The sequence below is a fragment of the Pedobacter miscanthi genome (assembly GCF_003315595.1).
In the GTDB taxonomy this organism is placed as follows: Bacteria; Bacteroidota; Bacteroidia; order Sphingobacteriales; family Sphingobacteriaceae; genus Pedobacter; species Pedobacter miscanthi.
The window spans coordinates 132,438-158,545 of record NZ_QNQU01000015.1; the positions used below are offsets into that span (position 1 = coordinate 132,438).

At 38.7% G+C, this 26,108-nt stretch carries 25 protein-coding genes; 17 read left to right on the plus strand and 8 right to left on the minus strand.

Annotation, left to right across the window (positions count from 1 at the left end):
* The first annotated feature begins 147 nt into the window (after positions 1–147).
* The 3 genes from DRW42_RS17710 (at position 148) to DRW42_RS17720 (ending at position 3,639) form a co-directional block, all read left to right on the plus strand.
* Positions 148–1,245, plus strand: coding sequence for a Nif3-like dinuclear metal center hexameric protein (locus DRW42_RS17710; protein ID WP_113950163.1), 1,098 nt, complete (start codon positions 148–150; stop codon positions 1,243–1,245).
* On the plus strand, positions 1,245–1,988 hold the full coding sequence (locus tag DRW42_RS17715; RefSeq protein ID WP_113950164.1) for a zinc ribbon domain-containing protein: 744 nt from the start codon (positions 1,245–1,247) through the stop codon (positions 1,986–1,988). Before DRW42_RS17710 ends, DRW42_RS17715 begins: the two co-directional genes overlap by 1 nt.
* Positions 1,989–2,148: 160 nt before the next feature.
* Positions 2,149–3,639, plus strand: a complete 1,491-nt coding sequence (locus DRW42_RS17720) for a tetratricopeptide repeat protein (protein ID WP_113950165.1) — start codon at positions 2,149–2,151, stop codon at positions 3,637–3,639.
* Here the strand turns inward: DRW42_RS17720 and DRW42_RS17725 are convergent.
* The 3 genes from DRW42_RS17725 to DRW42_RS17735 form a co-directional block, all read right to left on the minus strand.
* A complete protein-coding gene (locus tag DRW42_RS17725; protein WP_113950166.1) occupies positions 3,636–4,715 on the minus strand; it encodes a 3-oxoacyl-ACP synthase III family protein in 1,080 nt (359 codons plus the stop codon). The two genes, DRW42_RS17720 and DRW42_RS17725, sit on opposite strands and share 4 nt — an antisense overlap.
* Before the next feature lie 78 nt (positions 4,716–4,793).
* Entirely contained in the window at positions 4,794–5,444 is a 651-nt protein-coding gene (locus tag DRW42_RS17730) for a response regulator (protein ID WP_113950167.1), read from the minus strand.
* Positions 5,444–7,321, minus strand: coding sequence for a sensor histidine kinase (locus tag DRW42_RS17735; protein ID WP_113950168.1), 1,878 nt, complete (start codon positions 7,319–7,321; stop codon positions 5,444–5,446). The genes DRW42_RS17730 and DRW42_RS17735 overlap by 1 nt, the downstream gene beginning before the upstream one ends.
* A gap of 139 nt (positions 7,322–7,460) precedes the next feature.
* Here DRW42_RS17735 and DRW42_RS17740 point away from each other — a divergent pair, with 139 nt between their 5' ends.
* From DRW42_RS17740 to DRW42_RS17750, 3 genes are read left to right on the plus strand one after another with little or no spacing between them, the layout of a single operon-like run.
* Positions 7,461–8,444, plus strand: a complete 984-nt coding sequence (locus DRW42_RS17740; RefSeq protein WP_113950169.1) for a hypothetical protein — start codon at positions 7,461–7,463, stop codon at positions 8,442–8,444.
* Positions 8,445–8,486: 42 nt separating this feature from the next.
* Positions 8,487–9,104: a zinc metalloprotease gene (locus DRW42_RS17745; protein WP_113950170.1), complete on the plus strand. Its 618-nt coding sequence runs from the start codon at positions 8,487–8,489 to the stop codon at positions 9,102–9,104.
* 36 nt (positions 9,105–9,140) lie between these two features.
* Positions 9,141–10,169, plus strand: a complete 1,029-nt coding sequence (locus DRW42_RS17750; protein ID WP_113950171.1) for a hypothetical protein — start codon at positions 9,141–9,143, stop codon at positions 10,167–10,169.
* Here DRW42_RS17750 and DRW42_RS17755 read toward each other — a convergent pair.
* From DRW42_RS17755 to rsfS, 3 genes are all read right to left on the minus strand, one after another.
* Positions 10,162–10,806, minus strand: coding sequence for a LutC/YkgG family protein (locus tag DRW42_RS17755; RefSeq protein ID WP_113950172.1), 645 nt, complete (start codon positions 10,804–10,806; stop codon positions 10,162–10,164). The two genes, DRW42_RS17750 and DRW42_RS17755, sit on opposite strands and share 8 nt — an antisense overlap.
* 62 nt (positions 10,807–10,868) lie before the next feature.
* Positions 10,869–12,878, minus strand: coding sequence for an ATP-dependent zinc metalloprotease FtsH (ftsH, locus tag DRW42_RS17760; RefSeq protein WP_113950173.1), 2,010 nt, complete (start codon positions 12,876–12,878; stop codon positions 10,869–10,871).
* 27 nt (positions 12,879–12,905) lie between these two features.
* Positions 12,906–13,280, minus strand: coding sequence for a ribosome silencing factor (gene rsfS, locus DRW42_RS17765; RefSeq protein ID WP_113950174.1), 375 nt, complete (start codon positions 13,278–13,280; stop codon positions 12,906–12,908).
* 44 nt (positions 13,281–13,324) lie between these two features.
* On the opposite strand from rsfS, the gene DRW42_RS17770 reads away from it, so the two are divergent.
* From DRW42_RS17770 to pfkA, 4 genes are all read left to right on the plus strand, one after another.
* Positions 13,325–14,101: a biotin--[acetyl-CoA-carboxylase] ligase gene (locus DRW42_RS17770; protein ID WP_113950175.1), complete on the plus strand. Its 777-nt coding sequence runs from the start codon at positions 13,325–13,327 to the stop codon at positions 14,099–14,101.
* 6 nt (positions 14,102–14,107) lie between these two features.
* Positions 14,108–14,557 carry a protein-disulfide reductase DsbD N-terminal domain-containing protein gene (locus DRW42_RS17775; protein ID WP_113950176.1) on the plus strand — a complete coding sequence of 150 codons (450 nt, stop codon included), beginning with the start codon at positions 14,108–14,110 and terminating at the stop codon, positions 14,555–14,557.
* Positions 14,558–14,714: 157 nt separating this feature from the next.
* Positions 14,715–16,409, plus strand: a complete 1,695-nt coding sequence (locus DRW42_RS17780; protein WP_113950177.1) for a protein-disulfide reductase DsbD family protein — start codon at positions 14,715–14,717, stop codon at positions 16,407–16,409.
* A complete protein-coding gene (pfkA, locus tag DRW42_RS17785) occupies positions 16,402–17,385 on the plus strand; it encodes a 6-phosphofructokinase (RefSeq protein ID WP_113950178.1) in 984 nt (327 codons plus the stop codon). The genes DRW42_RS17780 and pfkA overlap by 8 nt, the downstream gene beginning before the upstream one ends.
* Before the next feature lie 87 nt (positions 17,386–17,472).
* On the opposite strand, the gene DRW42_RS17790 is transcribed toward pfkA, so the two are convergent.
* A complete protein-coding gene (locus tag DRW42_RS17790) occupies positions 17,473–17,796 on the minus strand; it encodes a heavy metal-binding domain-containing protein (protein WP_029281519.1) in 324 nt (107 codons plus the stop codon).
* A 177-nt stretch (positions 17,797–17,973) separates the two neighbouring features.
* Here DRW42_RS17790 and DRW42_RS17795 point away from each other — a divergent pair, with 177 nt between their 5' ends.
* Positions 17,974–21,075: a VIT domain-containing protein gene (locus DRW42_RS17795; protein ID WP_113950179.1), complete on the plus strand. Its 3,102-nt coding sequence runs from the start codon at positions 17,974–17,976 to the stop codon at positions 21,073–21,075.
* A 48-nt stretch (positions 21,076–21,123) separates the two neighbouring features.
* Here the strand turns inward: DRW42_RS17795 and DRW42_RS17800 are convergent, their stop codons facing one another.
* On the minus strand, positions 21,124–21,645 hold the full coding sequence (locus DRW42_RS17800; protein ID WP_244215311.1) for a 5' nucleotidase, NT5C type: 522 nt from the start codon (positions 21,643–21,645) through the stop codon (positions 21,124–21,126).
* A gap of 144 nt (positions 21,646–21,789) precedes the next feature.
* Here DRW42_RS17800 and DRW42_RS17805 point away from each other — a divergent pair, with 144 nt between their 5' ends.
* The 6 genes from DRW42_RS17805 to DRW42_RS17830 all read left to right on the plus strand — a co-directional run bounded on the left by DRW42_RS17805 (position 21,790) and on the right by DRW42_RS17830 (position 26,011).
* Positions 21,790–22,362 carry a 30S ribosomal protein S16 gene (locus tag DRW42_RS17805; RefSeq protein WP_113950180.1) on the plus strand — a complete coding sequence of 191 codons (573 nt, stop codon included), beginning with the start codon at positions 21,790–21,792 and terminating at the stop codon, positions 22,360–22,362.
* A gap of 140 nt (positions 22,363–22,502) precedes the next feature.
* The gene (gene rimM / locus DRW42_RS17810) at positions 22,503–23,030 is read left to right on the plus strand and encodes a ribosome maturation factor RimM (RefSeq protein ID WP_113950181.1); all 528 of its coding nucleotides are present in this window, start codon (positions 22,503–22,505) and stop codon (positions 23,028–23,030) included.
* Positions 23,031–23,112: 82 nt separating this feature from the next.
* Positions 23,113–23,547 (plus strand): hypothetical protein, encoded by a 435-nt coding sequence (locus DRW42_RS17815; protein ID WP_147243773.1) that lies wholly within the window; start codon positions 23,113–23,115, stop codon positions 23,545–23,547.
* Positions 23,548–23,604: 57 nt separating this feature from the next.
* Positions 23,605–24,279, plus strand: a complete 675-nt coding sequence (gene trmD / locus DRW42_RS17820) for a tRNA (guanosine(37)-N1)-methyltransferase TrmD (protein WP_113950183.1) — start codon at positions 23,605–23,607, stop codon at positions 24,277–24,279.
* A 138-nt stretch (positions 24,280–24,417) separates the two neighbouring features.
* Positions 24,418–24,765 (plus strand): 50S ribosomal protein L19, encoded by a 348-nt coding sequence (rplS, locus tag DRW42_RS17825; protein ID WP_113950184.1) that lies wholly within the window; start codon positions 24,418–24,420, stop codon positions 24,763–24,765.
* Positions 24,766–24,835: 70 nt separating this feature from the next.
* Complete coding sequence (locus DRW42_RS17830) at positions 24,836–26,011, plus strand: mechanosensitive ion channel family protein (RefSeq protein ID WP_113950185.1); 1,176 nt, start codon at positions 24,836–24,838, stop codon at positions 26,009–26,011.
* The last annotated feature ends 97 nt before the right edge of the window (positions 26,012–26,108 follow it).

Here is a 26,108-nt window from a genome sequence, read left to right on the forward strand (position 1 = left end):
TAGCCATAAAAACCGAAGCACTCATTTCCAAATATATCGACCACCTCAGTCACCTGAGATCATCTAAGTTAATGTACTATTACTGGCTTATTATCAATTTAGCTGGGGAAATTTTCAAAACCTCTGGGGTTTATTTATATTTATCGAATGAAATTAGCTGAAATTACCAATTATTTAGAAAGCATTGCGCCACTTAATTATCAGGAAGATTATGATAATTCGGGACTGATTGTTGGTGATCCGAATATGGAAATCCGTGCTGCATTGGTAGCTCTGGATTGTGTGGAGAAGATTGTAGATGAAGCCATTTCTACAGGCTGCAACCTGATCATCACCCATCATCCCATTGTTTTTAAAGGATTAAAAAAGCTGAACGGCAAAAATTATGTAGAACGCGTGGTGTTAAAAGCCATTAAAAATAATATTGCACTTTATGCTATTCATACCAATTTAGACAGCATCCATACCGGTGTAAATGCCCGGATTTGTGAACGTTTGGGTTTAACCGGTACAAAAGTACTTTCGCCCAAGGCCGGATTGTTAAAAAAACTGGTTACCTATTGTCCGCAGGCACAGGCCGAGCAGCTACGGTCGGCATTATTTTATGCTGGCGCAGGTAATATCGGTAATTACAGTGAGTGTAGTTTTAATGCCGATGGTTTTGGTACATTTAAGGGAAACGAAGATTCTGATCCTTTTGTGGGCGAAAAAGGTGTACGCCACCGCGAAACTGAGGTGCGTATTGAAATGGTTTACCCTACACAGGCCGAGCGGAAAATTCTGGTGGCCCTGTTCGAAAACCATCCTTATGAGGAAGTGGCTTACGATATTTATAAACTCGAAAATAAACATCAGCTGGTAGGCTCGGGTATGGTGGGCTGGCTTGAATATGATATGGATGCCTACGATTTTTTACACCTGGTGAAAGACCGGATGCAGGCCAAAGTGGTTAGGCATACCGAAGTAACCGGCAAAAGAATTAAAAAAGTGGCAGTTTGTGGCGGCTCTGGGAGCTTCCTTTTAAGAGAAGCCATTGCTGCGGGGGCAGACGCTTTTATCACCGCTGATTTTAAATATCACGAGTTTTTTGATGCAGAGGAAAAACTGATCATTGCCGACATCGGACACTTTGAAACTGAACAATTTACCTCAAATTTATTGCTTGAAATTATTCAGAAAAAATTTACTAACTTTGCAATCCGTTTAACGGAGCAAAATACAAACCCCATAAATTACTTGTTTTAATGGAACAAACCGTAGAACAAAAGCTAAAAGCTTTATACGAATTACAAAATATCCACACCAAAATTGATAAAATCCGTCAGGTACGTGGCGAATTACCAATGGAAGTTGCCGATCTTGAGGATGATGTTTTAGGATTAGAAACCAGAATTTCAAAAATCAAAGGTGAACTTGATGATCTTGAGGATTCGATCGTAACGCGTAAAAATACAATTAAAGATGCGCAAGCAGCCATCAAAAGATACGATACTCAATTAAAAGAAGTTAAAAATAACCGCGAATACGATGCTTTAACTAAAGAAATTGAGATTCAAGGTTTAGATATCCAGGTTTCTGAAAAGAAAATTAAAGAGCATGGTTTCGAAATCAACTCTAAAACTGAAATCTATGAAGCTGCTAAAGCGGAATTAGATGGCAGAAAAAAAGATCTGGATGTTAAAAAAGCCGAACTTGATGTAATTACTGCCGAAACTGAAAAAGAAGAGGACGATTTACAGAAAAAAGCGGATAAAGCTGAGCCGCAGATCGAAGAACGTTTATTGGTAGCTTACAAACGTTTACGCAAAAATGCAGTAAATGGTTTAGCTGTAGTAACCATCGATCGTGATTCTTGCTCAGGCTGTTTCAACCAGATCCCGCCTCAACGTCAGTTAGATATCCGTCAACGTAAAAAAATCATCGTTTGCGAACACTGCGGACGTATTTTGGTTGATGAGGCTTTAACCCACGAAGTAGCTGAAGCTTAATTGCAATATTAAATGAATTGAACGTCCCGGTCTGCAGATCGGGACGTTTTTGTTTAGGCCTGTTTTTTGCTTGTACAAAACAAGCAGGTAATTTTAGCGTTTAATGTAAATATTTAACGCCAATTAAAGCTGTAAAACCAAACCGAAATTAGTATCCCAAATGAATAAAAGCTTCCGTTTTTTTGTAACCCCGCTCCTGCTCATATTTCCCCTCTTTTCATTTGCAAACTTCGATTTTAACAGCAATTGCCTCAATGCATATAAAAGCATTTTCGAGCTAAAACTTGGTAATGCAAGGGCCTATATTTCAACAGAGAAAAAGCAGCATCCCAATAATTCCATCATTCCGCTGCTCGAAAACTATGTAGACTTTTTTACCGTGCTTACTTCTGAAAGCAAAGCCGATTTCGACCGCCTCAAAGGAAACAAATCAGCCCGTTTAGACCAAATTAGTGATGATGATAAAAACTCACCTTACTATTTGTATGCACAGGCAGAAATCAACCTGCAATGGGCGCTTATCCGCGGACGTTTCGGCGAATACTTTAATGCCGCAATGGAAGTTAAAAGGGCAAACAGCCTTTTACAGGATAACAATAAAAAATTCCCCAATTTTCATCTTAACCTAAAGGGTTTAGGGTTAATTAATGCTGTTTTGGGTAATTTGCCTGATGGGGCATTAAAAACGGCGCTTTCAACCTTTGGTATTAAAGGAAACCTTCAGAGTGGCTTAAATATGTTCGAAAAACTGGCCGATAACCTGCCAAAATCCACTTACGAACCTTTTTACGAGGAGGTGGTGTTTTACTATGCTTATGTATTAACTGATGTAGCACACAGTCCGCTGGCTTATGCCAAAACAATGAAATATACCGAGAGGATTGCCGATACCAGTTTGCTTAAAAGTTACCTGCAAAGTTACGTCTGCATCAAAAACTCGCATAGCGATGAAGCCATTTCCATTTTAGCAAAGCGGCCCGAAGGTGGCGTTTACCAACCTTTCCCCTATCTGGATTACCTGGAAGGCATTGCCCGTTTAAATAAACTCGACCTTAATTCGGCTACTTACTTTAACCGCTTTTTACAGGCTACAAAGGGCGTAAATTTTGTAAAGGATGCCTACCTTCATTTAGGCTGGATATCGCTGCTGAAAGGAGATAAAGAAGGATATGGGGCATTTGCAGCAAAAGCAATAAAAAATGGCTATACCTATATGGAAAAAGATAAGCAGGCCAAAAGCGAAGCAGCAGCTGGTACCCCAACACTTGATCTTTTGAAGGCACGACTTTTATTTGATGGAGGCTATTTAAACAGGGCTTTGCAGATTTTGGATAATAAAAAAGCCGGCGATTACACCAACGATAAAGACAAAATTGAATTTAGCTACCGTTTGGGAAGGGTTTATGATGATTTAGGTAAAGATGAACAGGCACTGGCTGCTTATCAGGAGACCATTAACGGGGGAAAAAATCTGAAGTATTATTTTGCCGCCAATGCAGCGCTGCAGATGGGCAAGTTGTACGAAAGGAAAAAAAATGAAGCTAAAGCTAAAGAAGCTTTCAATACTGCCATTGCCATGAAAAACCATGAGTTCGAAAGCAGTATCGAAAGCCAGGCTAAAGCCGGATTAAGGCGGTTAGCCAATAACTAAAAACGGTGGATAAAAGCATTAATGTGCATACCTGCTCCTACAGAGGCAAAAACAGCCACATCTCCTGCTTTAACTTGATAACCTTTAACCTCCCCTTTTAAAACAAGGTCTAGCAGTGTTGGTACTGTAGCTACAGAACTATTACCCAGCCACGAAATCGTCATCGGTACGAGGTTTTCAGGAACAACATCTTTACCGTAAAGCTTAAACAGGCGTTTCATAATGGCAGTATCCATTTTACCATTTGCCTGATGCACAAACACAATATTGATGTCTTCTACGCTTAAACCTGCTTTATCAATCGCTTTTTTGATTACCTGGGGCACCTGAACTACCGCAAACTCATATAGTTTACGACCATTCATTTTCATATAGAAATTTCCACTGGTTTCGTCTGGATGCGACCCTTTACCCATCGTAAGCAGGTTACCGTGGTTAAGCGAATGCGTTTCTGTTTTATGGGCCAGTATTCCTTTTTTTTCGGCTTCCTCTTCTGCAGCTTCGAAAATAACGGCGCCTGCACCATCCGAGAAAATCATACTGTCGCGGTCGTGCGGATCAATGATGCGGCTTAGCGTTTCAGCACCAATTACCATCACCCGTTTGGCATCACCGCTTTTGATGTAATAATCGGCCTGTATGGCGCCTTGTACCCATCCCGGACAGCCAAAAATGAGATCATAGGCTACACAATCAGGATTATGGATACCCAACTGCTGTTTTACTTTTGATGCTAAAGCCGGTAAGATGTCACTACGGTTGCTGTTTAAAGGAATATCACCAAAATTATGGCAAAAGATAATATAATCTAATGTTTCCTTATCAATACCGGCATTTTCGATGGCTTTTTCTGCTGCCTTTGCACCAAGATGATTACTCAATTGCTCCGGGCAGGCATAACGCCTTTCTACGATTTCGGTAATTTCAGAGAATTTGTGGATAATCTCCGAGTTCTCTTTTTCAAGTCGGTTTCCATTCTCAAAAAACGTCGAATTTAAGAATTCGTTACCAGAAATAATATTCTGCGGGATATAACTTCCGGTACCGGTAATTACCGTGTTTATTACTTTGCTCATAATTATAATACCGCATACTAAATCGGTATGTAGTATAAAACTATCAATTATATTCGGTAATCGGAAATATATTTGACTTTAGCGGAGCTTATTTTCGAGTGCGAATTTTAATAATCCTGCCTTTCCATTTACATTTAGCTTCTGTGCCATGTTTTTTCGGTGTGTATCAACGGTATTTAAAGCTATAAATAATTTTTGGGCAATTTGTTGAGAAGAGTAGTCTTCGCTAATTAATTTTAGGATTTCCATTTCCCTTGCGGTTAAATTATGGCTTTTTTGAAAATGATCACCATCATTAAATGAAGATGCCTGTATATCAGGTTTTATTTTCTGAAAATATTTTTCACCCTTTTGTAAACCCGAAATAATTTTAAATAAGGTTTCGGCATCGGTATCCTTTTGCACAAAGGCCATTACCCCAATGCTTTCGAGCTTTGTAGCAAGTTTTGTTGTATAATACATGGATAAAACCATTATTTTAACAGCCGGGAACAACTGCCTGATCTTTTCTGCGGCAATTTCGCCATCTAAAACAGGCATATTCAGGTCGAGGATTAAAATATCGGGTACCTGATTGTTCAGAAGATGTAAAACCTCCTTCCCATTGGATGCCATGCCTATTATTTTAAAGTTGTGCTGTTCAGAAAGGATGGCCGATAATCCTTCGGCAAACAGTTTATGATCATCTGCGATCATTAAGGTTGTGGGTTGCTGTTCAGTCAGTTCCATTATTTCAAGGGGATATCAATAACTATTGTGGTGCCGTTCTGATTGCTGTCGATCTGGATTTTTCCATTCAGGTAATTTACCCGCGAAAGGATATTCTGCATGCCCAACCCTTTTTTATCCTCCTCAGCATTAAAACCAATGCCATTATCTTCGGCCATGATATTAATCCTTTCATCAAAATATAAGATCTGTATAGTCGCTTTTGTAGCCAGAGAATGCCTGTTGATGTTATTTACCAACTCGTTAACGATGCGGTAAATGGTGATCTCGGTAGTGCTATCGATAGGGTGTTCTACCTGAAAAACAAATTCGAAAGCAATTTTCCCCGAATGGTTTAAACTGCTGAAATGTTCTTTCAGGGTTTCGATCAGGCCCAGTTGTTCGAAGTTTTTGGGCATTAAATTATGCGAAATCTCCCTTAAATCAGCACAGGCCTTTTCGATCATCCCAATGGTCTGATCGTAAAACACACGCTCGTTTTCGGTCAGCTTTAAAACCTTTTGCTGAAATGCCGTGATGTTTAATTTGATAATCGAAAGCGTACCGCCCAAATCATCATGCAGATCGCGGGCCAATCGCGTTCTTTCATCTTCCTGAGCATTAAAAATACCATCTGCGAGATCTACCTGGTGTTTGCTTTTCTCTTCGAGCAGGATTTCTTTTTCCTTTTTAAGGAAGTTATAACGTTGGGTTAAGGCAAATGACAGGAATATAATTTCGGCCGTTAAACCCACCACCAGTCCATTTGGCTTTAACAGGTTAAAATTGGTAAGACCAAGGGTATTAAAAACATAATTGAACACACCAAATAACAGCATTATGGTAGCAATAAAATAGTACCAGCCTAATTTATAACCGGCCCTGATGCGCTCTACCACGCATACAATAATAACAATAACTGTAAGTAATGCTAAAAAGTTATTGATATAAAAAACCGTTTTTTCCAGTATAATAAAGGATTTAAAAAGCATGAAAACGGGAATAATAGACATTGCCCAGCAGAAGCGCTTATAATAAGTGGTAAAGCGGTACAGGCGGCTGTTTTCACGGTTTTGGTTTACGAACAACTGCATCACCTGGATCAGTAAACCACAACTTAACGAAGCCATGATGAGTCGCATATAATCCTGTAAACCGGGCAGATTTGGGTAAAACCATTGGAAAGCGAGCCCTTCCTCTTCAAGAATGAAAATTAAAGTACAGAAAATATAAATGGCATAATAAAGGTGGATCCTGTCCTTAACCGAAGCGTAAAGCAGCAGGTTAAATATCACAGCAAAAACAAAAATACCGGTATAAAAACCAAACAGGGTGTGCTGTGGAATTTCTGCCTGAATAATATCAATATCGCGTCCTATCGACATTGGCATATACATATTCTGTCCGCGTTTATCCGCCCAAAGATAATAAGTTGCTTTTTCGTGCGGGGCAAGTAATACGGGATAGATAAAACTCCTGTTCCGGTAAGGTCGCTGTTTAAAAGGAAAGTGATCGCCGGTTAAGCCCAGAGAATGTATTTTTCCGTCCCGATCAACTTTAAAAAGCTGAAGCTGATTAATGCTTGAGCTCTGTTCCTTAAACATCAGATGAACCGATTGATTTAGGGTGTTTTCTATATCGAAAACAACCCAATAATAAGATTGGGTATAACCTTTACTAAAAACTTTGCCGGGTTTTAGTGGTGTGAGTTTATTGACCTGCTTATATTTAATAATAGAATCGATACTCAGGTTTAAATTTTTGTCCTCATAGAAATACCCATGTTTGCTGATATTAAATTTTTTGGCAGTATCGATCAAAATTGGGTTGCCCTGCTGGGCTAAGCACAGCCGGAGTGGGTTTAGGAAAAGTAGAAACAAAAAGAAAACTTTATTCATTGATGAGAGAATTAGCGAACGGATGCAATCAATATTGTATAAATATAGTATATAAAGCAGATACTAAATATACCTAGTAAAGGGTATATAAATCACTTTGACGATCGTTTATTTTTACTTTGAATTAAACGAACTTACAATGAAAAATTTCTTAAATACTATTTTGCTGCTGTTTCTGGTACAGCTAGCAAATGCGCAATCGCATGTTGCAAAAAGTGAATATGCCCGGTACAATTGCAGGTTTGCCCCTAAAGGCTGGAATAATGCAGAGGGGAAACTAATGTGTCCGGCCTGTGCAAAGGAAAATGAAGATGCCCGGAAAAAGAAAATAGCTGATGATAAAGCAGCAGATGAAGCGGCCAAAATCAGAAATGCAAAACTTAAGGCCGAAAACGAGGCTAACTTTAAAAAGAAGCAGGCTGAAAATGCCGAAAAAAACAAAGTTACAGAGGTACATGTAGCGATGGGTAAGATGCCCGCAACAGCAGTCAAAAAGCCTGAACCACCGGTAAAAAAGGTCCCTTCTAAACCATCAAAAGATATATTGTTTTTTGCTGACTATCCAGGATCAATGTCGATGAGTGGTAAAAACTTAAACTACTTTTTAAACGAAAATGGTGATACGGTTTTAAAAAGCAAAGATTATGGCAGCACTTTCGCTGCTTTTGGAGACAATAAAAATAATTTCCCCAAGAATATAGGGATTGTGATTTTGAAAGAAGAAAACACCTTAACTAATGGTAAAACGAGAAACGTTGCCGACATCGTTGACCTGAAGGGAAAACGGCTTTTTAATGATAAGAGCATCAGTACCATCTTTCATTTAATGAACGATTATTTTGTGATTGGCAGAAGCAAAGATTTTGGGGAGGATTCTAGCTGGGGTTATAATTATAGAAGAATTCAGGAGGTTGACATTTACAATGTAAAAACGAAAAAAACCATCACTTTGGATAAAGATCGCTCCCGAGTAGAACTTTATTTGGCGTTTGATCACCATAAACTGGAAGATGAAGGACTAAAACCGGTATTATCAAGAAGATATTCTAACTATGATGAAGACATCTATTGCATAGATGCCGCAGGTGAGTTGGTGGTAAAAAGGTTTCAGGGTTCGAGGTAATTATCATATTAAATATTATTCAAAATCTAAATTAACGCTATTATGAAAAACAACCTACTATTATTTTTAGCTGGCATAGCATTATTCTGTTGTTCCTGCGCAAAGATCTGCACCGTGCCGCCAATTAACGCCACTGTAAATGGGACAACAGTCTCATTTGCTTCTTCTAAAATTCCGTGTAAAAAAGTAACAGAATATGAGGAAGCTGTTAAATTGTCTATCAATGCAATCTATTCTGAAACGTTTGAAATAACGTTAGAAAATTACATGAAAGATAGTATTGGTAATGGACCTCATGAAAAAGCTTGGGAAGGATTGGTAGCGAAAGAAGTGGTGAAGAAAATGAGGCTGCAGATTAATGGAGAATTTATAGAAACCTACGGAGGACCTATTGGATGGTTGCGCTATACCTTTTCTCATAATATTGCTTATGATGGAACGGCTGATGGGCCGATATGGCTAAATAGAATTCCTTTAAAAAATCGAAATGCTGCGAGCATTGCAAATACAATTGCACATGAAACTGCTCATAGAATAGGGTTAAGACATCCCAATAGCGATGTTGACCTTAAAATAGCATATAAGGAACCACCTTATGTAATTGGTACTATTATAGAAAATATGTGCACAAATAAACCAACAGGTTTCAGCGCCAAATAATCTTAATAAGTAAGACCTAACTTTAAAAACAATATCATGAAAAAATTAACCCTCATCATTTTAACATTTTTGATCTATAAAAGCGCCAATGCGCAAGATTTGTTAAAACCAGATAGTTCGCGTTACCTTAATTTGCGATACATTGAATTTTACAGACAGAATCATCCATTATCATACATTGCTCCATTAGGAGAGCTTGGCTCAAAGAATAAATACATCTTTACATCAAGATTAACTACTTCTTTTATGGTATTTGGAAGCAAGAGTTCGCGATTGGCTATTGCATTAATTCCTGACTTTACGATAAGGATGCTTGACCTGCATTCTAAACCTGTTTATACACCCGATTTTAGGATTGGAGGAGCATTATATTACCGGCTTAATGATGATGAAAAAAAATATAAATATGCTACATTGGGTTTTATGCATCACTCTAATGGGCAGGATACAACACATAGGCCAGTTGTAGGCACATTAAATTATAAAGATTGGGATTTCTCTACAAATTATATTTATGGAAAGTATAATTGGGGTAAGGTTAGAAGTAACGGCAACATCTTAAGGTCTTCATTAAATCAACAGCTAGAATTTAAATCAAACGGATTGTTCGATTACGACAATGTTATAAAAGGAGATTATGGTTTTACAAGAATCGGCTATAGTCTTTCTTATCGCACATATACCTATTTCTATGATCTCTTAACTAGCGGTGATTATAAAGAAGACAATAATCGTTCTCCTGATAGAAATGATGATCAGGCCGGCTGGCTAAATAAGGAGCGCTTCAGATGGAACCTGGAAGCATCCTATGCGATAAATAAATATGATAATTATAATTTTTTCGCGGTTAAAAGGAGATTAAATATAGAAGCAACAGCATATTATTCGCCATTTTGGATGAGACAAACCTCACTTATGCTAGGTGCAGGTTACTATGGAGAAGATCCATACAACATTTATTTTAAAGATAAATATGCATGGATAAGGTTTGGTATCGCTGTGGGATTCTTAAAATATACAGCAAAGGCAAAAGGTAAAAATCACGAAAGTCAAGGTCTTAACTAAAATCATCAATCAAAAAAACAAACAGCTCTTTTGGCCCATGGGCTCCTAAAACTAGTGTTTTTTCGATATCGGCGGTTCTGCTGGGGCCTGTAATGTTGCTGATCATTGATGGGATCTGGCTGCCGTATTTGTTTTTTAACAATTGAAAGCCATCCTTAAGATCCAAAACCAACTGACTCGTTTTGGCGATTACTATATGGTGATGGGGGAAAATACTTAACCGCCTGCCTACAGCTCCGCTATTGCTTACCATTACACTCCCGTTACGGGCAATTAAGGCCTCGCAAAGGGTAATGCCTACTTCTGCCTGCTCAAAATCCTTATCAGTTTGATAAAAAGGGAACTCATATTTGCTTAAAAATTGTTGCAGTTCGGGTTCCCAGCAGTATATTTTGCGCCACTTAAATTTATCGGCCAGCTGTAACATGTTTTCAAAAAAGTCGATACCGTCTTCGCAGAAAATAAAATTGCCTGCTATGGCAGTAAGCTGTTCTGCAAATAATACCTCTAACTCATCAGTATTTTTTTTATACAATACACTCTCTTCTAAATTAGGATAAGGATTTTCGCGCTTCTCGAGCAAGGCTTTCCTTATCTTTTTTAGTATCTGTTCTTTCGCTGTCGTATTATCCTTCATATAAAAAAAAGCTACCCTAATGATTAATCAGGGTAGCAAATGTAATAATAGAAATTGTTTATTTAAGCCTCAACCGGGGTAATATGTCCTGGTGTTCCGCTTTCGCCTTGATTTTCGAATAAACGTTTTCCGAAAATTTCTTCTAAATCGTCTTTAAATAAAACCTCTTTTTCGATCAGGATATCGGCCAATTGGATCAATTTATCTTTGTTTTCTTCCAATAATTGGATAGCTCTCTGATATTGACCTTCAATTAATGCAGAAATCTCTTTATCAATGGTTAAAGCGGTATCTTCTGAATATGGTTTAGAGAAGTTGTACTCGTTCTGACCAGATGAATCGTAATAGGTAATGTTTCCTAATTTTTCGTTCAAACCATAAATGGTAACCATTGCCCTGGCCTGTTTGTTAACTTTCTCAAGATCGCTTAATGCGCCGGTAGAAATGGTATCGAACATTACTTTTTCGGCAGCCCTGCCTCCCATTGTGGCACACATTTCATCCAGCATCTGGTGTGGGCGAACAATTAAACGCTCTTCCGGTAAGTACCAGGCTGCACCTAAACTTTGTCCGCGGGGTACAATGGTAACTTTAACCAAAGGTGCTGCGTGCTCCAATAACCAGCTCACCGTGGCATGACCAGCTTCGTGAATGGCAATAGCACGTTTTTCGCTTGGCGTAATGATTTTGTTTTTCTTTTCTAAACCACCTACAATACGGTCAACCGCATCAAGGAAATCCTGTTTATCAACTGCCGATTTATTTTTACGTGCTGCAATTAATGCTGCCTCGTTACATACATTGGCAATATCTGCTCCGGAGAAACCTGGTGTTTGTTTAGCTAAAAATTCGGTATCTAACTCTTCTGATTTTTTTAACGGCGTAATGTGTACTTCGAAAATCTGTTTACGTTCGATAACATCCGGTAAATCAACGTAAATCTGCCTGTCGAACCTACCTGCTCTTAATAATGCTTTATCTAAAACATCGGCACGGTTAGTTGCAGCTAAAATGATTACATGTGTATTGGTTCCAAAACCATCCATTTCAACCAAAAGCTGATTTAAGGTGTTTTCGCGTTCATCGTTTCCGCCCATTACACCATTTTTACCACGCGCACGGCCGATGGCATCAATCTCATCAATAAAGATGATACAAGGTGATTTATCTTTCGCTTGTTTAAACAGGTCGCGTACACGTGAAGCACCTACGCCAACAAACATCTCCACAAAATCAGATCCTGATAAAGAGAAGAAAGGAACCTGAGCCTCGCCGGCAACAGCTTTAGCCAATAGGGTTTTACCGGTACCCGGCGATCCTACCAATAAAGCTCCTTTGGGGATTTTTCCACCCAGATCGGTATACTTTTTAGGGTTTTTAAGGAAATCTACAATTTCCATTACCTCTGTTTTGGCTTCTTCTAAACCGGCAACATCGTTAAAAGTAATGTTCACCTGGCTTTCTTTATCAAATAAAGTGGCTTTTGATTTTCCAATGCTGAAAATCTGACCGCCACCACCAGCACCACCGCCCATTCTGCGCATCATAAAAATCCAGAAACCGATTAAAAGCAATACAGGAAGAATAATGCTCAAAAACCAGCTTGCCAAAGGGTTGCTGCGGTTTTCTGATTGAAATGAAATTGCTTTTCTGCCAGCTGGTAATGCTTTTTGCGATTCTGCCAATGCAGCCCTTAAGTCGGCAAATTTGCCGCCGTAGGTGAAAAATACTGTAGGTCCGTTTGATACATTAAAAGAACTGGTACTTTTATATTGTTTATACTGAGGTTTATTTAAACTGTCTTTTTTAATATATACTTCAGCTTTTACCAGATCTTCGGTTTGATAGGCAACAATCCTGTCAACATCGCCTGTTAACAGCATTTTGCTTTCGAAAACATCGTATTTAACTTCTTTACCGCTATCGCCGGTAAATAAAAACTGCGCTGCTATAATAGCGATGATGATGGCAGCATAAACCCAGAAAATATTGAATTTTGATCCTTTTTGTGGTTTTTTAGGGATGTTTGGTAATCGTTTTCCCTGTTTTTCGGTATTTTGATTGTCGTTCATTTGTCTTTGTCAAAATGGTTCTAAAGGTTATGCGCTCTGATAATTTGTGCTTTCTGCATCCCCCCAAAGTTCTTCTATGCCATAAAAGTGGCGCTTTTCAGTTTTAAAAATGTGCACAACCACATCGAAATAATCGAGTATGATCCAATCGGCTGTTTCGAAACCTTCTTTATGTGTTGGATCGGCCTGGGTGGCCTTATATATTTCTTTTTCTACACTATCAGCAATAGCTTTCACCTGCGTAGCAGAGGTGGCACTCGCAATAATAAAGTAATCAGCTACTGATGTATGGATGTTTCTTAAATCTAACCGCACAATATCTTCTCCTTTTTTTTCTTGGATGCCATGTACAGCTAACTCAGAAAGGTATGTAGAAAGGGCTACTATTTTCTTTTTTACCATTAAAATGCTTTAATTTTGGAATTACAATAATATAAATTCAACACTTGCAAAATAACACTTTTTCGACACTATTTGTTGGTCAAAATTTAATCAAATTAAAAGAAGTTGATTCTACTAATAACTTTTTGAAAGATTTGGTGTCAAAATCCGAGCCATTAGCCGAAGGTACTGTAATTATGGCAGATAATCAGTTTGCAGGCAGGGGGCAGCAGGAAAGTGTTTGGCAAACACAGGCTGGAAAAAATATCAGCACCAGCATTTATCTAAAGCCGGCTTTTTTGCCCCTTGACAAACAGTTTTACCTGAATATTGCCGTTAGCTTAGCTGTAAGTGATGCTTTAATGTGTTTTGTACCTGAAGGCATTAAGGTAAAATGGCCCAATGATATGTATTACCACACTAAGAAACTTGGTGGAATATTAATCGAAAATACACTGACAGGCACCTCCATCAAAACATCAGTTATTGGCATTGGTTTAAACGTAAATCAATCAGCATTTTCGGAAAGTATCAGTGAGCGGGCCACTTCTGTTATCCAAATTTTACAAAAAGATGTTCCTTTAATGGATATTATGGAGAAAATATCCATATTTATGGAAAAATACTACTTAATTTTGAGAGCACGGAAATATAGTATTTTACAAAATGATTACCTTGCAAGGCTTTATAACTACGATGTTTCTGCGTTATATAAAAAAGACGGAGAGATTTTTGAAGGGATAATCAGAGGGGTCGAAGACAGTGGTAGGTTAACTGTTGAAACAAAAGATGGCTTAAAAAGCTTCAACTTTAAGGAAATTGAATTTACACACACAAAATAACACATAATGAAAAAAATCACACTCGTACTGTCAATGGTGCTTTTTACCATCGCCGGTGCATTTGCTCAGATCGAAAAACCGGTTACCTGGGCTTATTTTGCAAAGAAAGTAAGTAAAGATGAGGCGGTTGTATATTTAAAGGCTACCATCGAGGACAGATGGCATATTTATTCGCAAAATGTAAATGATGGCGGACCGGTAAAAACAACTTTTACTTTTACTCCGTCTAAAGATTTTAGTCTTGTAGGTAAAACCATCGAACCTAAAGCCATTGTTAAATACGAAAGCACTTTTAAAATGAACGTAAGTTATTTTGAAAAAGCAGTAATTTTCCAACAGAAAATTAAACTGAATAAAGGCGCAACAACAGTTAAGGGCAAGGTAGAGTTTATGGTTTGTAACGATAAACAATGTCTTCCTCCAGAAGAGGTTGAGTTTAGTGTCCCGGTTAAATAATCATCAACAAAATATTAATAAAAACAGTCCCAAAGTTAAAATTCTTGGGACTGTTTCTGTTTAAAGTAAAATCTGTGTGTTAAACAGTCTTATAAAAAGCTCTTTATAAAATTATTCTTAATTTCACAGGTTCAAAACACACACAGAAAACACACAAATGAAAAAGGTTTTATTATTGTTGTTAATGGCCACCATGTTTATTGCATTGCCGGCCGTTAAAAGTTACGCCATAGTAACGCAGGATACCACAACAACTGCTCCACCCGATGATATGGTTTTTACCGAAGTTGGCTCTGCTCAGGATAGTGCGGCAAACCATCTTGTAAAAGATACCGTAAAAAAAGATACCGTTAAAGCAACGGCATTAAAACCAGCCAAAAGTACTGATGCTGAAAAACTAACGCTTTGGCAAACTTTTCTTAAAGGATTACTTTTTGGCTTTGCGGCAATTCTTATGCCTTGCATATTTCCAATGTTGCCCCTTACTGTTAGCTTTTTTACTAAAAAGGCAGGAAGCAGAAGTAAGGCTGTTGGTCAGGCCATAATATATGGCGTATCAATCATTATCATCTATGTTGCATTAGGAATGCTGGTTACTATTGCTTTTGGATCAGACGCACTGAACGCATTATCTACCAATGGCATATTTAACGCCTTTTTCTTTTTAATGCTTGTTGTTTTTGGTGCATCTTTCTTGGGTGCCTTCGAAATTACACTGCCAAGTGCTTTTGTAAACAAAATTGATGCGAAATCTGATAAAGGAGGCTTAGTGGGGATTTTCTTCATGGCATTTAGTTTAGCCCTGGTATCTTTTTCTTGCACCGGACCACTTATTGGAACATTATTGGTTGATGCAGCATCCAAAGGTGATAGATTAGGCCCCGCTGTAGGTATGTTCGGATTTTCATTTGCCTTAGCCATTCCATTTGCATTATTCGCTCTTTTTCCGTCATTATTAAAATCTCTTCCAAAATCTGGAGGATGGTTAAATAGTGTAAAAGTTGTTCTTGGTTTCATAGAGCTTGCCTTTGCATTTAAATTTTTATCAAATGTTGATTTAGCCTATCACCTGAATTTACTAGACAGAGAGGTTTTCCTGGCCATTTGGATAGCTATTTTTGCCTTAATGGGAATTTATCTGCTTGGAAAGATAAAATTTTCACACGATAGCGATTTACCATATTTATCAGTTCCGAGGACATTTTTGGCAATTATTGTATTTGCATGGGTTGTTTATTTGATCCCTGGGATGTGGGGGGCTCCTTTAAAATCGATAAGTGCATTTTTACCCCCTACTGCCACACAGGATTTTGATTTAAATAATCTAACCGCTGCCCCTGCCAACGCGGGTAATAAAACATCAATCAAAGAAAAAAAATATGCAGCACTTTTTCATAGGCTAACTCCAAAAGGATTTGATCCTTACTATGATTATGATCAGGCTAAACAAGCATCAAAGGAATTAGGTAAACCAGTTTTAATTGATTTTACCGGATGGAATTGTGTAAATTGCCGTAAAATGGAAAACAATGTTTGGTCTAATCCAGAGGTTGCAAAAAGGTTGAAAAATGATTTTGTGATGGCCGAACTCGTAGTGGATGATAAAACAGAATTACCTGTAGAAGAGCACTACGTATCCACCTTTAGCAATAAAAAAATAAATACAATTGGTAAGAAATGGAGCGATTTTCAGGCCGCAACTTTTAATAGTAATTCTCAACCCCAATATGTAATTGTAGATGGCGAAGGGAATGTATTGGTTCCACCGCAGGGAGCAGATTATGAACCTGAAAACTACATTAAATTTTTAGACAGTGGAAAGGCTGCTTTCCAAAAAAAGACAAATGAATAAGATTAAGAACATTGGTGTTTTAACCTCTGGTGGTGATTCGCCAGGCATGAATGCCGCAATTAGGGCCGTAGTAAGGGCCTCCATTTATTATGATATCGAAGTAACCGGGTTTATCCGTGGTTACGAAGGGCTGATCAACAATGATTTCATCCCTATGGATCGTAAATCTGTTGCCAATATTATCCAGCGCGGCGGTACTATTTTAAAAACTGCACGCAGCGAGGCTTTCCGCACCGTTGAAGGCAGACAAAAAGCTTACGAAAACTTAAAAGCAAAAGGCATTGATGCACTGGTTGTAATCGGCGGCGATGGAACATTTACGGGAGCCAATGTTTTTTCAAAAGAGTTCAGTTTTCCGATAGTGGGTTTACCCGGCACCATTGATAACGATTTAGCGGGTACCGATTTTACCATTGGTTACGATTCTGCCATCAATACTGTTATTGATGCGGTAGACAGGATCAGGGATACTGCCGAATCGCACGACAGGCTTTTTATTGTTGAGGTAATGGGTCGTGATTCTGGTTTAATAGCGCTAAGAAGTGGAATTGGTGTTGGTGCCGAAGCCATCATGATTCCCGAAGCCAATATGAATGCCGATGATATTTTGCATAAATTAGAGCACAGCCGTAAAGATAAAGCCTCGAAAATTATTATTGTTGCCGAGGGCGATGATACAGGAGGTGCTTTTAAAGTAGGTGAGATTCTGCAGAAAAATTACCCGCATTATGACACTAAGGTTTCAGTTTTAGGGCACATTCAACGTGGCGGAAAACCAACCTGCATGGACCGTGTATTGGCCAGCCGTTTAGGTGTTGCCGCGGTAGAAGGTTTAATTGGTGGCGAAAGCGGTGTAATGGCCGGTCAGGTAAACCGTGAGATTATTTTTACGCCATTCGATCATGCGATTAAACACATCAATGCTGAAAAGGTTAGTGCTAAATGGCTTAAACTGATTGATATACTTTCGTTTTAAACCGAAAACACGATATAAAAAGAAAAGTCTTTCCCGCACCGGAAAGACTTTCTTGTTTTTGCTTAGTTTTTCGCAATAAGCAATATCTTAATCTTCTAAAATTACTGCAGTTCCGTTGGCGCTAACCATCAGCATGCTGCCTCCGCTGCCAACCGTTTCATAATCTAAATCAACCCCAACAATGGCATTGGCCCCTAAAGCGGCTGCGTATTGCTGCATTTCGTTAACGGCGGTATCTTTTCCTTCACGCAGCACACGCTCGTAAGAACTCGATCTGCCCCCTACTATATCTGTTATCCCTGCAAATAAATCCTTAAAAATATTTGCACCAATAATGGTTTCACCGGTAACCAAACCGATATATTTTATAATTTTTCTGCCCTCAACTGTAGGCGTTGTGGTTACTAACATAGTTTCAGTTTTTTATAATTAGAATAAAATTTTTTAGAAATGTTACAGTTTTTCAGAAATGCAGGTTCTGGCATTTCTGTGGAGGTTTTTGCGCTTCGAAATCTAATCTGGAAAATGCCTCTAAAAATAAATTTATGAAATCGCCAACACTTCTGCATCACTATTAAAAATCAAGTTATGAGCACATCTAAAACCTTACTCATCTTTCCTATATTACTGTTTACGCTTTTGGCTAAAGCGCAAATGCCTGTATTAAAGGTACAACAGGCCGAAACTGCCGAACAGAAAGAAGCTGTTAAACTTAAAAAACTCAATATCGATGTACAGATCACCGGAAACATTGCCACAACGGTGATGACCATGACGTTTCATAACAGCAGTAACCGCATTTTAGAAGGTGAACTCACCTTCCCTATGCCCGAAGGCGTTAGCATTAGCCGTTATGCATTGGACATTAACGGTAAAATGCGTGAGGCTGTTCCGGTAGAAAAAGCTAAAGCAACCGAAGTTTTCGAAAGCATCGAGCGCCGGAGGATAGACCCCGGCCTGTTGGAAAAAGTGGAAGGGAATAACTTCCGTACCAGAATTTATCCTTTACCTGCAAACGGCAGCCGTACCATTATTGTGGGTTACGAAGAAGAGTTAAGTTTTAATAACAATAATGCTTTAAGGTATCATTTGCCTTTGGATTATAATCAGCCGGTAGAAAATTTCTCTTTAAAAACTACGGTTTTCGAAAGTGTTATCAAACCGGAGCTTGGCGAGCAGCCCGATGGCAGTTTTGATTTAAAAGCCAATGGAAATACTTATGTGGGTGAAATTAACAAAAGCAATTACCAGCCTAAAAATGGTTTAACCATTAACCTGCCAAAACGGAACAACATGCCCGAGGTACAATTGCAGAAAGCCTCCTCAGGTTATTATTTCCTGATAAATGTTTTCCCGAAAATGCAGAGTCGTGAGCGGCAATGGGCCAGCCATATTGGATTAATCTGGGATGTATCGTTAAGCGGTCTTCAGCGCAATACAGATAAAGAAATAGAACTGTTGGATTTAATTATCAAACAAAAACAGCATTTAACCATCCAGCTTGGCCTTGTAAACAATGGTTTTAAAAATGCGGGGACTTTTGTGATCTCAAACGGTAACTGGACGGCATTGAAAGATAAATTGAAAAACCTGGTTTATGATGGTGGCACAAATTTCAGTGCCATTAATCCAAAGGCGATCCAGGCTGATGAATATATTTTATTTAGCGATGGCCTGTCTACTTTCGGGAAAAATACCGTTGATTTAAATAAGCCTGTTCATTGTATAAATACAGCCTTAAAAGCTGATTATAGCACATTAAAATACATTGCTTTAAAAACTGGCGGACAATTTGTTAACCTCAATTCCATTTCTGTTAACGATGCCTTTAAACAGCTAAACCAACAAAACCTTCAGTTTTTAGGGATTAAAAATGGAAATGATATCAGGCAAACCTATCCCTCAATGAAGGTTAATGTAAACGGGCATTTTTCATTGGCGGGGATCATGAATGAGTTTAATACTGAGTTTATATTACAGTTTGGTTTTGGAAATACGGTAGTTGCTGAGCAGGCAGTGCGGCTAAATGCAACCGAGCATACTTTAAGCAGTATAGATGTAAGCCGCGTTTGGGCACAGAAAAAAATTGCCGAAATGGATATCCGATATGAGGAAAATAAAGATGATATCAGTGTTTTAAGCAAGCAGTTTGGTATTATTACGCGTAATACCAGTTTAATCGTACTGGAAAACCTTGATGATTACCTGCGTTATGATATTGTTCCGCCAATAGAACTGCAACAGGCTTACAATGCCGTTTTAAAACAGCTTAGAACAGATCTTTTAGAGCATAAAAAAGACCTGATCAATGCTGCGGTAGCCATGACCAAAGATTTAAAAACATGGTGGAATACTGATTTTTATTATAAAGAACCCGCAAAGAAAAAAGAAAGTTATCCTGATCCCGGACAAAGAGATATAAAGGGAGACCCAACGGCAGACGTTGCGATACCTGGCCCGGTTGGCCAGACCAGCAGGATGGAAATTGTGGCCAGCCAGGCCCGTGCCCGGAGCCAGGCTAAATCGGTAAGCGAGATGAGAATGCCCCCGCCAGTGGTAAAAAAGGATGAAGAAAAATCTTTACAGGAGGTAGTGATTGTGGGCTATGCCGCGCAAAATAAAAGTGCAGTTACAGGTGCCACATCAACAGTTTCTAATCATTATAACAATGGTGCTCCTGGTGCAGCAAATGGTTATCTTACAGGGAGGGTTGCCGGCGTTACAGTAACAAAAGGACATGCTGTGGTAACGCCATCGCCACAGGTCCAACAACAACCTGTCATCATCATCCCCGAGTTTAAAAGCGATAAGGATTACATGAAAAACCTAAGGGGAAAACCCGATAGCGCTTATCAGGCTTACTTAAAAATGCGTTCTAAATATATTTCTACCCCAATGTTTTATTTCGATGTGGCCAACTGGTTTTACCAGCAGAAAGATAGTGTAAGGGCTTTAACCATTTTAAGTAATATTGCCGATCTGGATCTCGAAAATGCCGATTTATATAAAACCCTGGCCTATAAGTTAAAGCAGACCGGAAATTATAAAGACGAACTTTTTATTACTCAAAAAATTTTGCAATGGCGCCCAATGGACGCACAGAGTTATCGCGATTATGCTTTGGCCCTGGCCGATAACGGGCAGTACCAGCCTGCAATCGATAATTTATACAAGGTGCTTACCCAAAGTTATAACGTTCAGATTGCCGACAGAGACCAGGGGATTGAGGAGATTATAATTTCTGAGCTGAACAACCTCCTTGCAAAACATGGAAATAGCATTAGCACAAAAGGAATTGATAAACGATTGATCCAGCCGCTACCCGTAGATGTGCGGGTAGTGCTCAACTGGAATAAAAATGATACTGATATCGATTTATGGTTAACAGACCCTACGGGTGAAAAAGGTTTTTATGGCAACTCGAGGACTAAAATAGGAGGAAGGATCAGTAATGATTTTACTTCGGGCTACGGACCAGAGCAATTTATGATCAAAAAAGCCATTAAAGGGAAATATAAGATAGAAGTGAATTATTATGGTGACAGGCAAATTAACATTAGCGGGCCAACAACGGTAACTGCCGAAATTTATACCCGTTATGCCACCGGAAAACAACAAAGAAAGGTCATTGTAATGCCTTTGGCAGCCGGAAGTGGTGGCGGTAATTTTGTAGGCGAATTTAATTTTTAAACACTATATTCATAGGGGTCGACTTAAATCGGCCCCTATGAATTAATATTATAGCAGCAAACCCGCTACTTCTTCCCAGTTGTTTACCCGCTCGTATTCGGTTACCAGTAGATTATGCGGAGAGGTATATAATAATGGCCGGCCGGCAAAATTCATAAAATTTTTGGTACGGTCGTCGATGATGATGTCGACGTTTACAATTTTGTTTCCGCAGAACATAATGTGTTTCCAGTCAATAAAAGGAAAATGTTCGGCCATCCAGTCGTATTTATCCACCAGTGAGTTGCGGAATTCCATTGCTGCCGAAACGATATAAACATCATACTTTTCCTGCAGGGCCTTAATTACCCGCTGACTATCAGGAATTACGTCAAGATCGCGAAAAAATCCTGGTTCATTGATATATTCGAACCACTTCTGGTTAACTTCTTCCGGTACGTGGTGATAAATTTCATTTCCGGCATCAATCTTTAAATCAAGCGGAACATTAAAATCACGGTTATATAATTTGATAAATTTTCCAACGGCATCGGCAATCACCTCGTCCATGTCAATCGCAATTTTTTCCATTTTGTAGCTGCAAATATTTTGGCGCAAATATCCTGAAAACAAAGAAATTAAACTATGTTTTTAATTTCCAGTATTTTAGTTATCTTTGCAGCCCCGCAGCATGCAGCTCCGGGAACTATGTTGAATACATAAATACAAAAGAAAATGGCAACTAAAATCAGATTGCAAAGATTCGGTAAAAAAGGGAAACCTTTTTTCCACGTTGTGGTAGCAGATTCTCGCTCTCCACGTGATGGTAAATTTATTGAGCGTTTAGGTTCTTATAACCCAAACACCAATCCTGCAACCATCGAAATTAACTTCGAAAAAACTTTAGCCTGGGTTAACAGTGGTGCTGAGCCAACTGATACTGCCCGTGCTATCCTTTCTTACAAAGGTGTTTTATACAAAAAACACTTAGAAGGTGGTGTTAAAAAAGGAGCTTTAACCCAAGAACAGGCAGATGAGAAATTTGCGACTTGGTTAGATGCTAAAGCAAACAAAATCTCTGGTAAATCAGAAGGATTAGCCGCTTCTAAAGCTGACGTACGTAAAGCAGCTTTAGCCGCAGAAGCTAAGAAAAAAGAAGATAGAGCAGCAGCTATCGCAGCTAAAAATGCACCAGTTGCAGAAGAGGTTGTTGAAGAAGAAGTTACTGAAGAAGCACCAGCTGTTGAGGCTGAAGCAACTGAAGAAGCTCCTGCAGCAGAAGCTACTAAAGAAGAAGGAGCAGAATAATTTTAATTATTCCGTTTCACAAAATAGCGTTCCGGATTTTCGGAGCGCTATTTTTTTAACTAAAAATGTCATCCTGAGGCACGAAGGATCTGTTTCATCGCTATCAGATCCTTCGTGCCTCAGGATGACAATGTAATTATATGAAACACGAAGAAGCATTTTACATAGGTTACGTTACCAAAACGCGGGGATTAAAAGGAGAAGTTCAGGTATTTTTCGAATTTGATGAATACGAACAGCTCGAATTCGATGTTGTTTTTGCAGATATGAACGGTAAATTAGTGCCTTACTTCGTGGCATCGGCTAAATTGCAGGCCAATAAAACCGGTTATTTCAATTTCGATGATGTTGACCATATCGATAAAGCGCAACCTTTATTAAAAAAGAAACTTTACCTGCCCATCGCACAGATGCCGGAACGGGATGAATCGGAATTTTTCTACACCGATTTAAAAGGTTTTACGGCCGTTGATGAATCGCTTGGCGAATTGGGCGAAATTTTAGAGGTAAACGAATATCCACAGCAGTTTGTTGCTACAGTACATTATCAGGAAACCGAAATCCTTTTTCCGTTAAACGAAGACTTTATTGTAGAGATTGATGATGAAGAAAAGATTTTAACACTTAACCTGCCTGATGGTTTACTGGATATATATCTGGAAAAGTAAAATCCTCCTCTTTAATAAGTCGTATCAGGTATTTTTTTCAAGAAAAATTGTTAATTTAGGGTTCATCCTAACCAAAATTAACATGCTCAAAAAAACATCAAAAATCGCAATGATTATTCTTGCGGCAATCACTATTTTTTCCTGTAAAACCGTACAACAAGCTAATTTAAAAGAGATTAAGCCATTTGTAGGCATCTGGAATGATACGACCAATCCCGGGAGTAAAATCGTTTTTAAATCAGACGGTAGTTTTTATAACCTCGCGAAAGAAAATGGTGTACAGGTTGTTACGCATAGCGGAACCTTTAAAATTTTATCGAACAACATGTATGTGCTGAACATTTCTGATGCAAGAATTGACGCTACTTACGATCTGAAAGGCAGACAATATGCCAATTATTATACTTTAGGCAGTGATCAGAAAACAATGAAGGTAAGTGGCTATGTTGATGGACGTAACGGAGGAAAAGGCTTAAAGTGGGCAAGTGATCTGGTAAAAGTGAATAGGTTGGATTAACAACGCAAAATTTTCCATCAGGCTAAAGACTTCGGGTTAAAGCTTTACCTTTGCGTTATGCGTTTTGATATTATAACCGTTATTCCGGGTCTGTTGGAAAGCCCTTTTGCCCATTCGATTCTGCAAAGGGCACAAAAAAAAGGCATCGCCGAAATTGTTGTGCATAATTTGAGGGATTACTCTACACACAAGCAAAAAAGTGTAGACGATTACCAATATGGAGGTGGCAGCGGTATGGTGATGATGATTGAACCCTTTGCCAACTGTATCGAAAAACTTCAGTCTGAGCGCGAATACGACGAGATCATCTTTATGAGTCCTGATGGCGTAACGCTTAATCAGAGTATTGCTAACGAATTATCGATTAAAAAGAACATCATTGTTTTATGTGGTCATTATAAGGGCATAGATCAGCGTATACGCGATATCTATGTAACACGCGAGATCTCTGTTGGCGATTATGTTCTAAGCGGAGGCGAGCTTCCTGCAGCCATTGTAGTAGATGCCGTGGTGCGTTTAATTCCCGGGGTATTAAATGACGAAACCTCTGCCCTATCCGATAGTTTCCAGGGTGAGCTGCTCGATGCACCGGTTTATACCCGTCCGGCTGACTGGCGCGGACATAAAGTACCCGATGTTTTATTAAGCGGCCACGAAGCAAAAGTGAACGAATGGAGGCATGAACAAGCCCTGGAGCGGACTAAAGCACGTCGTCCTGACCTTTTGGAATAGAAGCATTTAGCACAATCAAATGTGGAATTCATAAAGATTGTGGAAAAAATTAAAATAGGTTTTTTTATATCAAAAAAAATCCCTAATATTGCAATCCGATTTTCAAGGTAAAGAAAGTTGGTTTAATAGCTTAAAATCATGGATTTAGTAAAATTTGTTGAAGAGCAGGCCATCGCGAAAAAAGATTATCCTGCGTTCAAGTCTGGCGATACAGTGAGCGTACACTATAAAATTCGCGAAGGTAATAAAGAACGTGTTCAAATTTACCAAGGTGTTGTAATACAACGTAACAGTGCAGGTGCTAATGAAACCTTCACCGTACGTAAAATGAGCAACGGCGTTGGTGTTGAGCGTATTTTCCCTTTTAGTTCTCCAAACATTGAGAAAGTAGAAGTGAATAGCTATGGTAAAGTTCGTAGAGCGAAATTGTTCTATTTACGTGCTTTAACTGGTAAAGCTGCTCGTATCAAATCTTTGAGAAAATAATATTCTTTATTACAAGATATAGCCTTCACGATTAATTTCGTGGAGGTTTTTTTGTTTATACCTTTGTTAAATGTTAGATTCTGCTTTTTTCGACCAGGTTTTTTGGGGCAACACAGTAAAAGCCTATTTCCTTTTCGGGGGGATACTTTTTTTAGGACTCATATTTAAAAATATTTTTTCCAAGCTGTTAAGCAGGTTACTGTTTAAGCTTTTCAGCAATTTTTCAAGCCAATCGCATAACGATGCCTTTGTAGCTTTGCTGTTAAAACCGATAGAGATTTTTATCCTGCTTTCAACCATTTATCTTTCGATTAACCAGCTAAAACATCCTTTAGAAGTTACCGTTTACCATTACAGTAAACTGATTGGTAAAACGAAAGAGCTGATTCCGGTAAGCATTGGCGATTGTGTAGATCGGATTTTCCTGTTTATGATCATCCTGTCGTTCTTCTGGATCATTTTAAGGATAATCGATTTTATCAGTCATGTGTTGTTATATAAAGCTTCGCTCACCGAAAATAAGGCTGATGATCAGTTGGTGCCTTTTTTAAAGGAACTTTTTAAAACCATCATCATTTTTATTGGCTTTTTTACGCTTCTGGGCTTCGTTTTCGAAGTTAATGTGTTAACACTCATTACCGGGTTAGGCATTGGAGGTATTGCCATAGCTTTGGCCGCAAAAGAAAGTTTAGAAAACCTGATCGGATCATTCACGATCTTTTTAGACAAACCTTTTACAGTTGGCGATCTGGTAAAGGTTGATGGCGTTGAAGGAACTGTAGAAAAAGTGGGCTTTAGAAGTACAAGGATCAGAACATCCGAAAAAACGATGGCTACCCTACCCAACAGGGGCATGATTGATGGCGTATTGGAGAATCTCTCGTTAAGAAACTCACGTAAGGTATCTTTTGTTATCGGACTTACCTACGAAACCAGTTCCAACGCATTAAGAAAAATTATTTCCGAAATACAGGATTATATCAATAGTCATGTTGGTACAAGCGACGATGGAAATGCCTCATTTAAAAGCTTTGGCGATTCGGGTTTGAATGTAGAGGTTAATTACTTTGTAACAGAACTGAATCATGCTGAATTTTTAAAAATCAGGCAGGAAATCAACCTGGAAATTATGGATATCGTGATCCGTAATAAATCAGATTTTGCCTATCCAACACAACGTTTAATTAGCGACAGGCCTGTAGCTCCTGGTGATAAGGAAGAAGTGGGCAATGATGCTACCGATTAGATCATCGCTTGAAAGAAGTCAAGTTTTTAAAACTTGACTGCTTTTGAGCATGAAACAGGATCGAATTAGAATTCATCCGAATGAATAAATTATCGGA

Bases quoted from the DNA above. Each gene is read 5' to 3' on its own strand.
- DRW42_RS17830 (WP_113950185.1), top strand. From the start codon at position 24,836: ATGTTAGATTCTGCTTTTTTCGACCAGGTTTTTTGGGGCAACACAGTA.
- ftsH (WP_113950173.1), bottom strand. From the start codon at position 12,878: ATGAACGACAATCAAAATACCGAAAAACAGGGAAAACGATTACCAAAC.
- DRW42_RS17715 (WP_113950164.1), top strand. From the start codon at position 1,245: ATGGAACAAACCGTAGAACAAAAGCTAAAAGCTTTATACGAATTACAA.
- DRW42_RS17740 (WP_113950169.1), top strand. From the start codon at position 7,461: ATGAAAAATTTCTTAAATACTATTTTGCTGCTGTTTCTGGTACAGCTA.
- DRW42_RS17800 (WP_244215311.1), bottom strand. From the start codon at position 21,645: ATGGAAAAAATTGCGATTGACATGGACGAGGTGATTGCCGATGCCGTT.
- DRW42_RS17775 (WP_113950176.1), top strand. From the start codon at position 14,108: ATGAAAAAAATCACACTCGTACTGTCAATGGTGCTTTTTACCATCGCC.
- DRW42_RS17725 (WP_113950166.1), bottom strand. From the start codon at position 4,715: ATGAGCAAAGTAATAAACACGGTAATTACCGGTACCGGAAGTTATATC.
- trmD (WP_113950183.1), top strand. From the start codon at position 23,605: ATGCGTTTTGATATTATAACCGTTATTCCGGGTCTGTTGGAAAGCCCT.
- DRW42_RS17745 (WP_113950170.1), top strand. From the start codon at position 8,487: ATGAAAAACAACCTACTATTATTTTTAGCTGGCATAGCATTATTCTGT.
- DRW42_RS17750 (WP_113950171.1), top strand. From the start codon at position 9,141: ATGAAAAAATTAACCCTCATCATTTTAACATTTTTGATCTATAAAAGC.
- DRW42_RS17720 (WP_113950165.1), top strand. From the start codon at position 2,149: ATGAATAAAAGCTTCCGTTTTTTTGTAACCCCGCTCCTGCTCATATTT.
- DRW42_RS17795 (WP_113950179.1), top strand. From the start codon at position 17,974: ATGAGCACATCTAAAACCTTACTCATCTTTCCTATATTACTGTTTACG.
- rsfS (WP_113950174.1), bottom strand. From the start codon at position 13,280: ATGGTAAAAAAGAAAATAGTAGCCCTTTCTACATACCTTTCTGAGTTA.
- rimM (WP_113950181.1), top strand. From the start codon at position 22,503: ATGAAACACGAAGAAGCATTTTACATAGGTTACGTTACCAAAACGCGG.
- DRW42_RS17790 (WP_029281519.1), bottom strand. From the start codon at position 17,796: ATGTTAGTAACCACAACGCCTACAGTTGAGGGCAGAAAAATTATAAAA.
- DRW42_RS17780 (WP_113950177.1), top strand. From the start codon at position 14,715: ATGAAAAAGGTTTTATTATTGTTGTTAATGGCCACCATGTTTATTGCA.
- DRW42_RS17755 (WP_113950172.1), bottom strand. From the start codon at position 10,806: ATGAAGGATAATACGACAGCGAAAGAACAGATACTAAAAAAGATAAGG.
- DRW42_RS17815 (WP_147243773.1), top strand. From the start codon at position 23,113: ATGCTCAAAAAAACATCAAAAATCGCAATGATTATTCTTGCGGCAATC.
- pfkA (WP_113950178.1), top strand. From the start codon at position 16,402: ATGAATAAGATTAAGAACATTGGTGTTTTAACCTCTGGTGGTGATTCG.
- DRW42_RS17805 (WP_113950180.1), top strand. From the start codon at position 21,790: ATGGCAACTAAAATCAGATTGCAAAGATTCGGTAAAAAAGGGAAACCT.
- DRW42_RS17735 (WP_113950168.1), bottom strand. From the start codon at position 7,321: ATGAATAAAGTTTTCTTTTTGTTTCTACTTTTCCTAAACCCACTCCGG.
- DRW42_RS17730 (WP_113950167.1), bottom strand. From the start codon at position 5,444: ATGGAACTGACTGAACAGCAACCCACAACCTTAATGATCGCAGATGAT.
- rplS (WP_113950184.1), top strand. From the start codon at position 24,418: ATGGATTTAGTAAAATTTGTTGAAGAGCAGGCCATCGCGAAAAAAGAT.
- DRW42_RS17710 (WP_113950163.1), top strand. From the start codon at position 148: ATGAAATTAGCTGAAATTACCAATTATTTAGAAAGCATTGCGCCACTT.